Below are 14,619 nucleotides of genomic sequence, written 5' to 3'. Positions count from 1 at the left end.
CCGCGTTTCTGCTTGCTTCTAGAATGACTGGGAGTTTATTTCTCCGCAAGCCCCTAATGGCTTCTACTTTTCCGTTCGGTATCAGCCGTTCTGATTCATAGCGATCGTGTAGAATAGCAAGAACCTGATTATTCACTGTCTCATGCAGAATCAAGAGCAATCAATTGTCTCTGACGAAGCGCGTGCTTCGACCTACGACACGAGAGCCGCTACTGTCTTTGACGAAGCGCGTGTTTCGACCTACGACACGAGAGCCGCTAAAGTAGCTCCACTGCGCGACACGCTTCATTTACTAACCCGCCTGGTTCTTTCTGAACTTCCTGCAAACGCGCGAGTCCTCTGTGTTGGGGTCGGAACTGGATTGGAATTGATTTATCTGGCTCAAGAATTTCCACAGTGGCAATTCACAGCGATCGAGCCTGCTACTGCGATGCTTAATACTTGTCGTCGGAAAGCGGAAGCCTGTGGAGTTGCATCCCGTTGCACCTGGCACGAAGGCTACCTCGATTCATTGCCTGCATCAGAGCCATTCGATGCAGCGACTTCCCTACTAGTTTCTCACTTCTTCATGCAGCAAGCCCAGAGACGAGAATTTTTCAGTCAAATTGCTGCACGACTTCGCCCTCAAGGGTATTTGGTGAGCGCGGATTTGGCTTCCGATATGTTTACTTCAGACTATCAAAGCTTGCGCGAGATGTGGACTCGGATGCTGAAGTATGCCGAATATCCAGATAAGGATATTCAACAATTCCTCGACTCTCATGGTCGGAATGCTGCTGTACTCCCTCCTCACGAAGTCGCGTCTATCATCGAATCTGGCGGTTTTGATTCCCCTGTATTGTTCTTTCAGACTCTTTTCTTTCATGCTTGGTATGCAAGGCGAACAGTCCTAGATTAGAAGTCTTTAACAATCGCCTAAGCGCATCTTGACTCCACGGGCTGGGGTCAGGGTGACTCCTCGACGGCGCATTAATTCGGGCTGAGAATCTACTAACTCCAATTCAGCCTGAGAAACCAGGGTGGCTAAAACCAGCTTCAACTCCAACATGGCTAGCGCATCCCCGACACAACGGCGGGCACCACTCCCAAATGCTAGAAATTCATAAGGGGAAAAGGATCGATCAAGAAACCGCTCTGGCTTAAATGCTTTCGGATCGGGATACAACTCTGGACGCTGATGCAAGAGATAAATACACCCCATGACGATCGTGTCCACCTCTAACTCATATCCGAGCAGTTCGAGGGGTTCTTGGACGACTCTGGGAAACGTGAGCATTGCAACCGGGGTAATTCTCAAGGTTTCAGAGCAGACCGCATTGAGATAGGGCAATCGGGCAATTTCAAGCGGATTTGCATTCTCGTCGAGGCTATGCAGTTCGTACCGCAGTTTTTCTCGCACCCCTGGCGTTTTATGAATCCAATAGAGTCCCCAAGCGAGAGCAGAAGCCGTGGTTTCGTGACCTGCAAGTAACAGGGTCATGAGCGCATCACGTAGGGCGCGATCGCTCATCGGCTGTCCCGTTTCGTCCTGGGTCAGCAGGAGCATTGAGAGAATATCGGTGCGATCGGGATTGGGATGGGCGCGACGATCGGCAATTTCAGCAAACAGCAAGGCATCAATTTGCTGACGGGTCTGGATAAATCGCCCCCAAGGTGTCCAGGTTCCAAAATCTTTTTGAAAGCTAGGGATAAACAGAAAGCTCGCCGTCGCAGGAGAACGGAAGAAATCCGTCAGTGCAGTCAGCGATTGTTTGAGATGGTGATATTGATCGCCGTGGGACAGTCCAAAGACGACTTGAATGATAATTTCTAAGGTGAGTTGGTGCATTAGCGTCCGGGCGAGGAAAGGTTGCTGAGGCGAGAGTTGGCTCAGTAGGGTTTGAGTTAAGCTGCAAATTTGCTGTGCGTAGGTTTGAAGCCGATTGCCGTGAAAGGGGGGGACGAGGAGTTGTCGCTGCTGTCGATGGTCTTGCCCTTCTAAAAGGAACAAAGACTGTTCTCCAACCAACGGTTGCAGGAGAGCATTGTCTTTGCCGCTTGCAAAAAACTTTGTATGGTCTTGAGTGAGAATGGCTTGAATGGCTTCGGGGTGCTGCACAAATACAAAGGTGTCTCCGAATCCAACAATTTGCGCGGTGAATAAATCGGGATACTGCTGTGCTGCGGATTCCATGTACTGAACAGGGTCAAGTATCCATTGTAGTTTTTGCAACAAAGGCGACGTTTTGAGAACGTTGGGGAGGGGCATCTGAGGGAATCTCCTACGCTTAAATAATGGCTTCAAACTCTACCAACTCATGGGTGGCGGTTGCTGATCGCCCGTCCAGTGACACAGGAATTCTCGAAATCGAACGATCGCGTGATCCTGCACATCAAACACATGCGCCCAACGGTTTTGGAAGGGAATGCCAGACTGTCGGGAGCTTCGCTGTTGCCGAAGGCAGCCGCATCCAGATTCTTCGCCTAGCACCGCTACAATTGAACCCTCCTGAATGAACTGACGCGGCTCAAAAAGATTGAATTGCCAAGTGAGCGCTAGAATGTCGAGAAAGTCTTGAACGCCCGCTCTGCCGTAAAAGGTTTGGCATTTTTTGAGCTAGATGGGACCGTTGACACACCATTCAATGTCCTCAGAACACAGGTTGGGAAACTGTTGGAGATCGTCATCTGCAAATGTCTGGTAGAGTCCTAAAATTTTAGACTGATTTGTGCTAGTAGCGTGAGCGAGAATATTAATAAACGAACAAGTAAACAGGTAGAGCGAATGTTCGGGCGAAGTTTGCGTCTACAACAGGGTAGCAACCTCGACCCATGTGGGGATGTTACTCATCAAACTTCAATGTGATAGTTCATTCGGAAGTAGACATTCAAAAAGTATTGTGATAGATGGAGGTCGCATGAGCCATTTTACCACCACCAACATTCAGCAACAGCCGCCACAGTGTTCTGCCTCGCGTCGAAATGTTCTCATTGTCGGAGGTGGACCCGCAGGACTCGCAACTGCGCTCATGTTAGCAAAAAGAGGCTGGACTGAAATCACGGTTTTAGAAAGACGAAGGGCAGCAAATGACTATGAGCCAGACAAGTCATTTAACTACTTAATTGATGCTCGCGGTCAGCAACTTACAGATTTGCTCGGTTTGACTGAGCCGCTCTCGAAGATTGGTGTTCTAGCGTCAGAATTTCAGATCACTCGCATCCAGCCAAATGGCGATCGCAAAACAATCAAGCAGTCTTTCAATGATCCAAAACCTGCCTACTGGTTATTCCGCAGCGCTTTTTTACAGTTGCTGTATCAAGAAATCGAACACCATTGGGCGCATCAGATTACAGTGTTATTCAATCGCCGCTGTGTTGCGATTAACAAAACAATCGAAGACACTGTAGAAACGCTAGAAGTCATTGTTGAATCCGAAAATTCTTCTGTGCTAGAACGATTTCAGCCAACGCTTCTGATTGGATGTGATGGGATTCAATCGATCGTTCGTTCAACCCTGAATACTTGGGATGATTCTGGCAAATTTGAAGTTCAGCAACTCCCTTCACCCAGTTCTGGCTTACGATACAAAGCATTACGCCTACCGCCAAACTTTCCCCTAGATGCGGAAGCAAAAAATCACGCCGTGTCTACTCAATCCTATGGCATTCGTGGGAAGTTTCGAGAGCGCAGACGTGCTCTGTCACTGGGATTACTGCCAATTAAAGATCAAGATGTGCCCCGACCTGCCATGTTGATCAATTGGGCAGATCACCAACTTTGGCAGTTGAAAACAGGCGAAGAAGTCCTGAATTTTCTCGAATCTGCTTTTCCTCAACTCCCACTCCGTCAATTCATTCCGCTCCAAGAAGCTGATCGGTTTGCCGAAAGCGAAGGGGGAGCGTTCCCAATCCCTCAGTTTTGTTCGGGACTCCATTATCTTCTACCTTGCCCGCCAAAACCGAATGATAGGTCTGTGTCAGGCGTTCTACTTCTAGGGGATGCGGCTCACTGCTTTCCGCCTGATATTGGACAGGGTGTCAATTCTGCCTTGGAAGATGTGTATGTTTTGCATCAAGTCCTGTCGGAACACGAGGACGATTTGGCGCGATCGCTCCCGGTCTACGAAACCGAGCGATCGCCGGATGTTGAAGGGCTGGTTCGCCTAGTTCAAATTGCGGCTCCTTGGCAATATAATCAGGCTCCACTGCGAACAAAACTTTGGTTCATGGGTTCTATGATCCGCTTCGGGTTGAGCAAAGTGTTGCCCTTTATCAGTCCCCCGATCGCGTTTTCGGTTCGCGATCCTCAATATTCGTACCGAGAGCTGTGGTTGAGCGAGCAGCGCACGTCCCGCATTCTCTCTGGAATGAGTTGGATGGGTTTCATTGGGCTTTTGGGAATTGTAGTGCAGCTTCTACAGCGCTGATTTGAGACGGCTAATCGCGATCGCTTTCTACAAAGTAACTAAGATGGTGCATTATGCTGTCACACATCCTACGAGATCAGCGATCGCTATAAATGCCTTACCTCGGCTGGAAGTGCATCCCAGTTGTTGTTACGACCATCAGTAAATCGAACGAGTGCTTCAGCGATTTCCGCTGGATCGGCATTGTCAAGGACAGACAACTGGACGGTAATGTAGTCTCCGCCAATCTGTTCAAGATGCCCGCGTGCAAATGAGCGCACGCCGCAGTGTTTGCAAAAAAGATGATGTCCGATCTTTGACCCGAACTGGTAGTCACTTAAGTCACTCTCACCGGATAGCAGTCGGAAAGCACTAGGCTTAATGAGGGCGTTCCAATTCCGCGTTTTCGTGCAAATCGAGCAGTTACATTTGTTTGTACCCAAACTCAGGTCGATGTCGGCTTCGAATCGAACCGCGCCGCAATGGCAGCTTCCGATAAAGGTTTTGATCATCACAAGCTCTCAAGAAGTTATCTCTGAAAAGTTTACAGGTTCTAACGGCGATCTTGTGTAAAACAAGTCCGAATACCGATTCTCTCTGTAGCATCTAACGACAAGTTCAACGGCTGTAGATCAAGACGGGAAGACCCTCAACAGACCGTTGCATCGATTTATGCGGTGATCGTGCCTGTTACCCAAAGCCTTATTGAAAGCACTGCTTCTCTAACATTTAAGCAAGCGTTAAGATCTCTACGCCTTCCTCTGTAACGGCGACTGTATGTTCAAACTGAGCAGAGAGTTTTTTGTCTTTCGTAATCACAGTCCAATGATCCGCGAGAAATCTAAGCTCATCAGTCCCTTCGTTTAGCATCGGTTCAACCGTAAAAACCTTTCCTAGATGCAGCTTCAACCCACTCTCTCATTTGCCATAATGAGGACTTGAAGTTATGGATTGCACCTTACCGATAACCTGAGCGGCATAACAGCAGGGACGTGTAGAACTGCATCATCTTTTTCCGTTTGCCTGCAATTTCAGCAAGGCATGATTTCTAAAATCAATCGTTTGGGCTTGCTCAGTCTCTTGCCAATTCTGTTCGATCGAGTGTCCACTCACATATTCCATGACGATCAGCGGCTGAAGGTATCTTGCTTCTGCCAGCACAGGCTTCGCCTTCTCGATGAGAGAGCGTCGCTCCAGTGAAATTAACGCATCCTGTAGGGCAACTAGAGACACAGAGGGTAACAAATTACTTTGTAGCTGTTTTGCAGTCATAGGTTCACGATGGATTGCAAGCCAATACATCACCTGCCGTTCGAGCAAAGTCAGGCGATCGAACTGTGGTTTGAGTAATCGACTAATGTCGTTAAATAACAGCGTCTCTTGAGCGAGAAAAGCCTCAATGTCGCCCCCGAATAAGTCTTTGAGCGGCGTTGCGATCACTTCAAGCATCAGTGGATTTCCATGATACCGCTCAATTAATTTCTGCATCGACTGTTCTAGACCCTCTAGCCCTTTCGCTGCCAAAATGGTTTGTCCTGCTTCAGCGCATAGCGGCTTTAATCGAAGTAATCGAATCGGGGCTGTAATCCCTTCATGCACGGCAATCTCGGTTGGAATTTCGCGACTGGTCAGCAGGACACAACTCTGATGCTGCACTTTTCCGAGCTGCCGAAACAACTCGCTATACTCTTCGTACCCAGGTCGGTAAGTGCCTACGAATTCATTGCTTGCTAGAACGGTCTCAATGTTATCCAGGATCAGCAGACAGCGTGACGATCGCAGCTTTTCCAGCAAGGGTCGTAATGCTACATTAAGTCGAGTGGGTTGTTCGGGTACAAGAGTCTGGAGTAATTCGGTTAGAAAATCAGCAGGCGGGGGCGCATGACGCAGCGATCGCCACACCACAATCTCAAATTGATCGGCGAGTTGCTGTGCCAACTGCGTCACCAGCATTGTTTTGCCCATGCCGCCCATGCCAGCGATCACAATCAATCGGCAACGTTCTTGCGTCACCCACTGTTCCAAAGTCGTGAGTTCACCCTGCCGTCCAAAAAATTGAGACACATCTACCGCTTCACCCCAATGTACTCGCCTAGCGTGTGGGATTTGTCTCTGTTGCAGAATCTGAGTCAGCGTTTCCTGCAAATTTAGCTTTGTGACTTTAGTCCCTAGCGTTTGCGAAAGTAGTTTCCATAGTTCTGCACCGACATCTTTAATATAGCTATGTTCATGATTTGATTCCCGCGCAATTTTTTGATACGACTGCTGATTCCAGGTTCTGCGGAAAATATCAATCTGTAATTCACTGAGAATTGCGGGGGATAACGCTAACTTAATCTTCTCTAAGGCTTCTTCCTGAGTCATATTACCTTCCTAGGAATAGAGCAGGGTTAAAGTACCCTATTAATCAGATGGGCGCGTTGTTAAGCAGGTTATGCAATGACTTTTGAAAAAGAATAAAAACTTTAATCTGGAGCATCAAAAAGGCTAAGAAGTCCTGCAGAATCAACGGTATAGCTCTGCACTTCGTACCCTCGAAGGAAGTATGAAAATCTGCTAACAATGTTCGTGTCTTCTTCGGACGAAGGTTCGGAAACTGTTTGGGAGCTTTATTGCTGCACTTCGTTGTTTGACAATAGACAAATTTAAGCGGCTATAGTATTGCAAGACACTAACCTCTCTTATCAAGAGAGAATTCAATCGAAGTAGCCTTCAACACTCTAATTAGGTAAGTTTCAATTACTACACAATGACTCGCTATGAATTTTGAGGCTGCATTCACAACTGAATAACGCCAAACTGAAACAATAAAGTCGGCTCATCGAATTGGGACTGAGACATTGGGACTGAGACATTGGGACTGAGACAATAACGTAAGTGCGATCGCAGATTCTTAAAGTTAAGATAAAGCACTTTTTGGGCGGTCAAGTCAGGTCAGTACGGACGTGAATTAGGCTGGAGACATAGCCTGACTGCTGATATTCAGGGCGATCAACCCCTTTATTCTCTATGAATTTTTCAACAGTTCTGTTCAAAAATTAGGGATTATTACGGTCATGCCACTAGATTAACTGGTATCTGAATCAGTTAGGGAAACGTATGGTCGGTCTTTCTACCGAAGGTGCCAGCAAAACTCGAAATCTGCTGCATGGGTGGCTATCTCAGCGCCTAACTTCCGAAGCTTTTGAGGCGCTCAGTTCTACGATCGCACAGTCTCGCCAAAATTTTTCGGAACGCACTTTTTTGACGGCGTTTAGTACCCTTCCCCGTCGAGTTGGCAAACGGGATCTGCTGTTAAACGAGGCGGAACTGCAAACCGCAAGCTTGCTGTGTCCGGGCTGGTCTCCTGGGCAATGGAGTGTGGATCAGGCAGCCCGATCGCTGCTGTTGCTCAGTCTTCCCCAAGCAGAAGAGGGTTTGCTGAGTCCCCTATTAGAAAAGCTTTACCCCACGGCAGGCATTCCAGAAGCGGTCGCCCTTCATCAGACGTTGCCGCTGTTGCCCTATGGCGATCGCTATCAGTATTGGGCATTAGAAGGATTTCGCAGCCACATTACCGCAGTGTTTAATGCGATTGCGCTCTGGAATTCCTATCCGGCTCGACAGTTTGACGAAGCGACCTGGAATCAGTTAGTGCTGAAAGCCATCTTTGTCGGTAGTCCGCTCTATCCGATTTGGGAACTGGACGATCGAGCCAATGCTACCCTGTCGCGAATGTTGATGGACTATGTTCACGAGCGGTGGGCGGCTCATCGAAACGTGACTCCAGAATTGTGGCGGCTGGTTGTTCCCTTTGTGGATGGAACAATGGTTGCCGACTTAAAGCAGGCTCTCTGCACATCCAATCCGGTTCAACAACACGCGATCGGGTTAGCTTGCATTCAATCAGGGCACTCGATCGCGCTTGATCTACTAGCTCCCTACCCTGCACTGGAAGCGCTAGTTCGCTCAGGAACTTTGACCTGGAAAATTATCTACGAAAAGCAACTAGAACAGCAAGCCGCCCTTCGCTAATTTTTCAATGTTCACCCGTTCGTTTAACGGCTCGATCGCTTACCCTCAATCCGGTCATTCTATGTTAGATACTTCTCAACCTGCGCGCTCTACCCCAATGTGGATTGATCCTCACATTCACATGACTGCCCGCACGACCTACGATTACCTTGTGATGAAGCAGTACGGAGTGGTTGCAGTCATCGAACCCTCGTTTTGGATGGGACAACCGCGCACTAGTGCTGGCACCTTTCAGGACTACTTCAGCAGTTTAGTAGGGTGGGAGCGCTTTCGAGCGGGACAGTTTGGCATCCGACACTATTGCACCATTTCTCTCAATCCCAAAGAAGCTAACAATCCAGCGATCGCCGATGAGGTGATGAACCTACTGCCCTTGTACCTCTGCAAAGAAGGCGTGGTTGCGATCGGGGAGATTGGCTATGACTCAATGACTGCGGCAGAAGATAAGTACTTTCGACTCCAACTAGAAATGGCGAAAGAGTTCGATAAGCTAGTTCTGATTCATACGCCTCATCGCAACAAGAAAGAAGGGACGTTGCAAAGCCTGGAAGTCTGTCTGGAGCATGGTATCGATCCACAGCGCGTCATTGTTGATCACACTAACGAAGAGACGGTGCAAGACATTCTCGATCGCGGTTTCTGGGCAGCTTTTTCGATCTATCCACATACCAAAATGGGCAATGAGCGAATGACTGAAATTGTTCGCCAGTATGGGTCTGAAAAAATCATTGTAGACAGTGCCGCAGATTGGGGAATTAGCGATCCGTTAGCGGTGCCAAAGACGGCTCAACTGATGATCGAACGCGGAATTTCGGAAGCTCGTGTGCAGGCGGTTTGTTATGACAATGCGCTGGAAGCCTACAGTCAAAGCGGTGAGATGAGTGAAGCGGATTGGCTGAGTCCAGACCCTGTTGATCAACGACAGTTCTATGAGGACAACTCTGTGCTGCGAGGGCAAGAACCGATCGTCGAGGGAGCCGGGTCGATCGTGATTATTTAGGTCTTTTGCGGTTTAAGTCTTTTGCACAGCATTCAACCAGAGGTGAAGTCGTGATGGCGCAAAACACAGTGAATCGAGTGGTGGCGTATCTTCAAATGATGCGTCCTGCTAATATTGTCACGGCATGGGCCGATATTTTGGCAGGCTATGCGGCAGCAGGTTTAGCGATTCTGTCGGCTGATTGGATGCTTGACCTCGCCACCCTTCAGCCTTTACTTTGGCTGCTACTAGCAACGACGGGATTGTATGGCGGTGGCGTTGTCTTTAACGATGTGTTTGATGCCAAATTGGATGCGGTAGAGCGCCCCGAACGTCCGATTCCCAGTGGTCGCAGTTCGGTGCAGGAGGGTATTGCGTTGGGTGTTGGTTTGTTGGCGATCGGCATCATTGCAGCGGCTCAGGTGTCAGCGTTGAGTGCAGGGATTGCGGGTGCGATCGCATTGGCGGCGTTACTCTATGACTCTGTGAGCAAACATTCCGCCTGGATGGGGTCGCTCAACATGGGATTGTGTCGCGGGGGCAATTTGCTGTTGGGTATCAGTGCAATGCCGACCATTTTACAAGAACGCTGGTTGTTGGCGATCGTTCCCGTTCTATACATTGCGGCGATTACGCTCATTAGTCGCGGTGAAGTTAATGGTGGCAGTCGTACCGCCGGAAGTGTTTCTCTGGGTCTTCTAACCCTCGTGGGCGGTGGATTAGTTGGGTTAAATCTGGTGCCCAATTCTATGTTGCAAGACCATACAGCTCACTTGTGGTCAATGTTGCCGTTCGCCGGATTTTGGGGTGCTTCAGTAGTTCCAGCATTTGTGAAAGCGGCTCGTAATCCTAGTTCAGACTTGATTCGGATTGCAGTGCGATCGGGCGTGATTTCTCTGATTGCCCTGGATAGCGCGATCGCTGCCAGTTTTAGCCACTGGATCTATGGATTTGCCATTTTGAGTCTACTTCCCATTTCTCGATTATTAGCCAAACAGTTCGCGGTGACCTAAATGAATCTCAGCCTGACTAATCCACCCCAATCTTTAGACGCTACTTTGCAGCCGCTACAACAATCTGTGACGGTGCAGTTCAACTACGCGGTTCACTTTACGAGTGGGCTTTTTCGGTTACAAAATCCTCTATTTGCTGATGTGTTGCAGAGTGAAAAGCTTGATCACCCTGCGGCGACGATCGTCATTGTCGATAGTGGACTCCTCCCTTCACATCCCTATCTACTAGAACAGATCGTGGCGTATACCGATCGCTACCAGAACCAAGTTAGTCTCAAAGCTAACCCATTGGTGGTAGTTGGGGGAGAAGCGTCTAAGAATGATCCAGCATTAGTCAAACAGATTCAGCAATTGATCAGTGAGGTTGGGCTGTGTCGGCATTCTTATGTAGTGGCGATCGGCGGCGGTGCTGTTCTCGACCTAGTAGGATATGCGGCGGCAACTGCCCATCGCGGTGTGCGCCTGGTGCGGGTGCCAACCACGGTACTGGCTCAAGATGACTCTGGAGTTGGAGTCAAAAACAGCGTGAATGCCTTTGGCAAAAAGAACTTTCTTGGCACCTTCACACCACCTTATGCAGTGATTAACGACTCCGACTTTCTCCTGGCGTTGAGTCAGCGAGACTGGATCTCTGGGATTGTTGAAGCCGTTAAAGTTGCACTCATCAGAGATGTCCAATTTTTTAGATTCATTGAATCGAATGCTCGTGCGTTGGTTAACCGTGACCTGTCTGTAATGCAGCAAGTTATCTATCGATCGTGTCAGCATCACCTACAACACATCGGCGGCTATGGTGATCCGTTTGAGATGGGTTCCTCGCGTCCCCTTGACTTTGGACATTGGGCAGCGCATCGACTGGAGTACTTGACGCACTATCGCCTGCGGCATGGAGAAGCCGTTGCGATCGGGATTGCGCTCGATAGTACCTATGCCTACTTTGCCGGACTGCTGCCAGCCACCGATTGGACACGAATTCTCAACACGCTGCTGTCGCTAGGATTTGACCTATCTGTTCCCGAACTGGGCGCATTCTCAAACGAGCCAGAACATCCCCAGTCTGTGTTTCGAGGGTTAACTGAATTTCGAGAACATTTGGGTGGAGAGTTGACATTGATGCTATTAACTAGCCTTGGGTCTGGTATAGAAGTCCATCAAGTCGAGGTATCCGTTTACCAGCAAGCGATCGCTTATCTGACAGCATTGAGTGAGAAGCAAGTCAGCCAATAGGAAAGTTTATGCGTAGGGTGTGTTGAGCCTTGCGAAACGCACCAAATTCAAGCGGCCAACGATCGGAATCTGTGGGTTTGACGGTTGGAATTGGTGGGTTTCGCATCGGTGAGGTTTCGCGGTTGGAATTGGTGGGTTCAATAGTTGGAATTGGTGGATTCGATAGTTGGAATTGTGCGTTTGATGGTTGAAATTGGTGCGTTTCGCGAGGCTCAACACACCCTACAATTGTTGGTTTTATTCAATCAATAATTGTTGGTAGGAAAGGTTTTATTTAATCAACAATTGTTAATAGGAGATTTTATGCTAGTTGATCAACAGTTCCATCTTACTTACTGTACCAACATTCATCCCGGTGAAACCTGGGCAGAAGTCTGGGCTAATCTTCAGGACTACTTGCCTCGACTCAAACAAGCGATCGCTCCAGATCAACCGTTTGGGATTGGTTTACGGTTAGCAGATGTCGCGAGTCGAGAATTGTTGCAGGGCGATCGCTTGTCTCAATTTAAGTCCTGGTTAGCAGCAGAAGATCTTTATGTCTTTACGCTAAATGGCTTTCCCTATGGCAGTTTCCATCATCAGGTCGTCAAAGATCAGGTTTATGCGCCCGACTGGACGGTGAGCGATCGACTGGAGTACACCCAGCGGCTAGTGCAGATTCTCGCGGAGTTGTTGCCACCCGGAGTAGAAGGCAGCATTTCTACGTTGCCGCTCTCTTACAAACCCTGGTTTTTAGACAAGCCAGAGCAGAAGGAGCAGGCGTTTCGCTCAAGTACAATGGCGCTTTCGCTGCTAGTTGTTGATCTGTTCAAACTCTATGCTGAGACAGGTAAGCTAATTCATCTCGGACTAGAACCAGAGCCAGATGGACTATTAGAAAACACCCAAGAAGTGATTGATTTCTTTGATCGCTGGCTGCGTCCCCTCGGTAGTGCCGTTCTAAAGCAACAGTTGGGAATTGCCCGCGATGAAGCCGTTGAGCATCTTTGCAACCACATTCGGGTTTGCTACGACACCTGTCATTTTGCCGTGGAATATGAGGAACCTGCGATCGCCCTGCGTCAACTACAAACCGCTGGAATTAAAATCAGCAAAGTTCAACTGAGTTCAGCCGTGAGAATTCCCATTCCCGTTGAACTAACAGAACGTCAAGCGATCGCGCTACGGCTCTCCTCATTTGTCGAATCAACCTATCTACACCAGGTGATTGCTCGCCAACAGGATGGCACCCTCAAACAGTATCGCGACCTGGAGCAAGCCTTACCGGACTTCCTGACCACCACTGCAACCGAATGGCGTACTCATTTCCATGTCCCAATTTTTCTGCAAGACTATCCACGATTGCGATCGACCCAACCCCACCTCACCGAGACATTAAACTATCTGCAAACCTCTCCCATCTGTTCACATCTCGAAATCGAAACCTACACCTGGGACGTGTTGCCCGCGGACATCAAGCTTGATCTATCTGTCTCGATCCAACGAGAATACAACTGGGTTTTACAGCAACTAAAGACAGCGATCGCCGCCTAGTAAAGTTCACCAGAAGTACATTAACCCTTTCCTCCCTCCTCCCTCATGAAAAGAACCGCCGTCCTGAATGTCGTTGGACTAACTCCAACCTGCCTGGGTGCCAACATGCCGAAATTAACAGCCTGGGCAGACCGGGGACAGCGATCGTCCATTACGCCGATTTTGCCTGCTGTAACCTGTAGTGTTCAGGCGACTTATCTCACAGGCAAGCATCCCAGCGAACATGGCATCGTGGCAAACGGCTGGTACTTTCGAGACGAGTGTGAGGTCAAGTTTTGGCGGCAGTCTAATCAACTGGTGCAGGCTCCCAAAGTTTGGGACATGGCCAGAGAACTCGATCCGACTTTCACCTGCGCTAATTTGTTCTGGTGGTACAACATGTACTCCTCGGTTGATTATGCAGTCACGCCGCGCCCTATGTATCCCGCTGATGGACGCAAACTGCCTGACATTCACACTCATCCAGCCGCGCTTCGCCCCAAACTTCAGACTGAACTTGGACAGTTTCCCTTGTTCAAATTTTGGGGCCCGGCGACCACGATCAACTCCTCCCAGTGGATTGCAAATTCAGCAAAATGGGTCGAGACAAACTTTAGTCCTACGCTTTCGCTCGTCTATCTGCCTCATCTGGATTACTGCGCCCAAAAAATGGGTTCGAGTCCAGCCCAAGATCTGCAAGAAATCGATGCCGTTGTGGGTGATTTGATTGAATTCTACGAGGCACGAAACATCCAGCCAATCATTCTCTCTGAATATGGCATTACGCCCGTGTCTCAACCCGTACACCTCAATCGAGTGTTGCGATCGGCAGGACTGCTGCAAATTCGAGAAGAGCTAGGTCTAGAACTCCTCGATGCGGGTGCGAGTCAAGCGTTTGCGGTTGCAGATCATCAAATAGCCCATGTGTATGTCAACAATCCAGCAGTGCTATCTCAGGTCAAGACGCTACTAGAGCAAACACCCGGAGTCGAACGAGTCTTGGATGAACAAGGCAAACGAGACTACCACCTCGACCATGCGCGATCGGGCGAGTTAGTGGTCATTGCGAAACCGGAGGCATGGTTTACCTATTACTATTGGCTGGACGACCATAAAGCACCTGACTTTGCTCGCACAGTGGATATTCACCGCAAACCAGGCTATGACCCGGTAGAACTATTCGTTGATCCACAGATTCGGTTTCCCAAGCTCAAGGTTGCCAAAACATTATTCCAGCGCAAATTGGGGATGCGATCGTTGATGGATCTGACACCGCTAGAGGCAGAATTAGTGCGCGGATCGCATGGGCATTTACCGAATTCTGTCAGCGATCGCCCCCTGGTGATGACACAAAGTAACCTACTACAAGACTCTTCAATATCATCGCTTGAGATTTGTGCCCTTATCTTAAACCACTTATTAGCTTGACTTGAAACACAACGCTTTCAGGAGAGCCGTTTCAACCGGATTCTCACAACTCAAATAGGAT

The 14,619-nt window shown here is 48.9% G+C and carries 12 protein-coding genes; 8 read left to right on the top strand and 4 right to left on the bottom strand.

Going from position 1 to position 14,619, the window contains the following annotated elements; genetic code table 11:
- The first annotated feature begins 142 nt into the window (after positions 1-142).
- Positions 143-898: a class I SAM-dependent methyltransferase gene (locus tag ACKFKF_RS21930; protein ID WP_446869682.1), complete on the top strand. Its 756-nt coding sequence runs from the start codon at positions 143-145 to the stop codon at positions 896-898.
- A 6-nt stretch (positions 899-904) separates the two neighbouring features.
- Here the strand turns inward: ACKFKF_RS21930 and ACKFKF_RS21925 are convergent, their stop codons facing one another.
- Both ACKFKF_RS21925 and ACKFKF_RS21920 read right to left on the bottom strand, forming a co-directional pair.
- Positions 905-2,248, bottom strand: a complete 1,344-nt coding sequence (locus tag ACKFKF_RS21925; RefSeq protein WP_446869681.1) for a cytochrome P450 — start codon at positions 2,246-2,248, stop codon at positions 905-907.
- Between the two features lie 39 nt (positions 2,249-2,287).
- Positions 2,288-2,470, bottom strand: a complete 183-nt coding sequence (locus ACKFKF_RS21920) for a hypothetical protein (protein ID WP_446869680.1) — start codon at positions 2,468-2,470, stop codon at positions 2,288-2,290.
- A gap of 427 nt (positions 2,471-2,897) precedes the next feature.
- On the opposite strand from ACKFKF_RS21920, the gene ACKFKF_RS21915 reads away from it, so the two are divergent.
- Positions 2,898-4,406: an FAD-dependent oxidoreductase gene (locus ACKFKF_RS21915; RefSeq protein WP_446869679.1), complete on the top strand. Its 1,509-nt coding sequence runs from the start codon at positions 2,898-2,900 to the stop codon at positions 4,404-4,406.
- A gap of 86 nt (positions 4,407-4,492) precedes the next feature.
- Here ACKFKF_RS21915 and ACKFKF_RS21910 read toward each other — a convergent pair whose 3' ends face one another.
- Both ACKFKF_RS21910 and ACKFKF_RS21905 read right to left on the bottom strand, forming a co-directional pair.
- Positions 4,493-4,897, bottom strand: a complete 405-nt coding sequence (locus ACKFKF_RS21910) for a GFA family protein (protein ID WP_446869678.1) — start codon at positions 4,895-4,897, stop codon at positions 4,493-4,495.
- Positions 4,898-5,390: 493 nt separating this feature from the next.
- The gene (locus tag ACKFKF_RS21905) at positions 5,391-6,749 is read right to left on the bottom strand and encodes an NB-ARC domain-containing protein (RefSeq protein ID WP_446869677.1); all 1,359 of its coding nucleotides are present in this window, start codon (positions 6,747-6,749) and stop codon (positions 5,391-5,393) included.
- A gap of 735 nt (positions 6,750-7,484) precedes the next feature.
- Between ACKFKF_RS21905 and ACKFKF_RS21900 the strand changes: the two genes are divergently transcribed.
- The 6 genes from ACKFKF_RS21900 (at position 7,485) to ACKFKF_RS21875 (ending at position 14,558) form a co-directional block, all read left to right on the top strand.
- Positions 7,485-8,399 carry an EboA domain-containing protein gene (locus ACKFKF_RS21900; protein ID WP_446859676.1) on the top strand — a complete coding sequence of 305 codons (915 nt, stop codon included), beginning with the start codon at positions 7,485-7,487 and terminating at the stop codon, positions 8,397-8,399.
- Positions 8,400-8,406: 7 nt separating this feature from the next.
- Positions 8,407-9,399, top strand: coding sequence for a TatD family hydrolase (locus tag ACKFKF_RS21895; RefSeq protein ID WP_446869676.1), 993 nt, complete (start codon positions 8,407-8,409; stop codon positions 9,397-9,399).
- 53 nt (positions 9,400-9,452) lie between these two features.
- Positions 9,453-10,391: a UbiA-like protein EboC gene (gene eboC / locus ACKFKF_RS21890; protein ID WP_446869675.1), complete on the top strand. Its 939-nt coding sequence runs from the start codon at positions 9,453-9,455 to the stop codon at positions 10,389-10,391.
- Entirely contained in the window at positions 10,392-11,618 is a 1,227-nt protein-coding gene (locus ACKFKF_RS21885) for a 3-dehydroquinate synthase (protein WP_446869674.1), read from the top strand. It begins immediately after the preceding gene.
- Positions 11,619-11,921: 303 nt separating this feature from the next.
- Positions 11,922-13,151: a metabolite traffic protein EboE gene (gene eboE / locus ACKFKF_RS21880; RefSeq protein ID WP_446869673.1), complete on the top strand. Its 1,230-nt coding sequence runs from the start codon at positions 11,922-11,924 to the stop codon at positions 13,149-13,151.
- Between the two features lie 45 nt (positions 13,152-13,196).
- Positions 13,197-14,558 carry an alkaline phosphatase family protein gene (locus ACKFKF_RS21875; RefSeq protein ID WP_446869672.1) on the top strand — a complete coding sequence of 454 codons (1,362 nt, stop codon included), beginning with the start codon at positions 13,197-13,199 and terminating at the stop codon, positions 14,556-14,558.
- The last annotated feature ends 61 nt before the right edge of the window (positions 14,559-14,619 follow it).

This window comes from Phormidesmis sp. 146-12, from assembly GCF_052939495.1.
This window is presented reverse-complemented; position numbering and strand designations above follow the sequence as displayed.

What these genes read in the sequence shown, in the direction of transcription:
- ACKFKF_RS21930 (WP_446869682.1), top strand. Translation starts at nt 143, where the DNA reads ATGCAGAATCAAGAGCAATCAATTGTCTCTGACGAAGCGCGTGCTTCG.
- ACKFKF_RS21895 (WP_446869676.1), top strand. Translation starts at nt 8,407, where the DNA reads ATGTTCACCCGTTCGTTTAACGGCTCGATCGCTTACCCTCAATCCGGT.
- ACKFKF_RS21900 (WP_446859676.1), top strand. Translation starts at nt 7,485, where the DNA reads ATGGTCGGTCTTTCTACCGAAGGTGCCAGCAAAACTCGAAATCTGCTG.
- ACKFKF_RS21915 (WP_446869679.1), top strand. Translation starts at nt 2,898, where the DNA reads ATGAGCCATTTTACCACCACCAACATTCAGCAACAGCCGCCACAGTGT.
- ACKFKF_RS21875 (WP_446869672.1), top strand. Translation starts at nt 13,197, where the DNA reads ATGAAAAGAACCGCCGTCCTGAATGTCGTTGGACTAACTCCAACCTGC.
- ACKFKF_RS21925 (WP_446869681.1), bottom strand. Translation starts at nt 2,248, where the DNA reads ATGCCCCTCCCCAACGTTCTCAAAACGTCGCCTTTGTTGCAAAAACTA.
- ACKFKF_RS21905 (WP_446869677.1), bottom strand. Translation starts at nt 6,749, where the DNA reads ATGACTCAGGAAGAAGCCTTAGAGAAGATTAAGTTAGCGTTATCCCCC.
- eboC (WP_446869675.1), top strand. Translation starts at nt 9,453, where the DNA reads ATGGCGCAAAACACAGTGAATCGAGTGGTGGCGTATCTTCAAATGATG.
- ACKFKF_RS21910 (WP_446869678.1), bottom strand. Translation starts at nt 4,897, where the DNA reads ATGATCAAAACCTTTATCGGAAGCTGCCATTGCGGCGCGGTTCGATTC.
- ACKFKF_RS21885 (WP_446869674.1), top strand. Translation starts at nt 10,392, where the DNA reads ATGAATCTCAGCCTGACTAATCCACCCCAATCTTTAGACGCTACTTTG.
- eboE (WP_446869673.1), top strand. Translation starts at nt 11,922, where the DNA reads ATGCTAGTTGATCAACAGTTCCATCTTACTTACTGTACCAACATTCAT.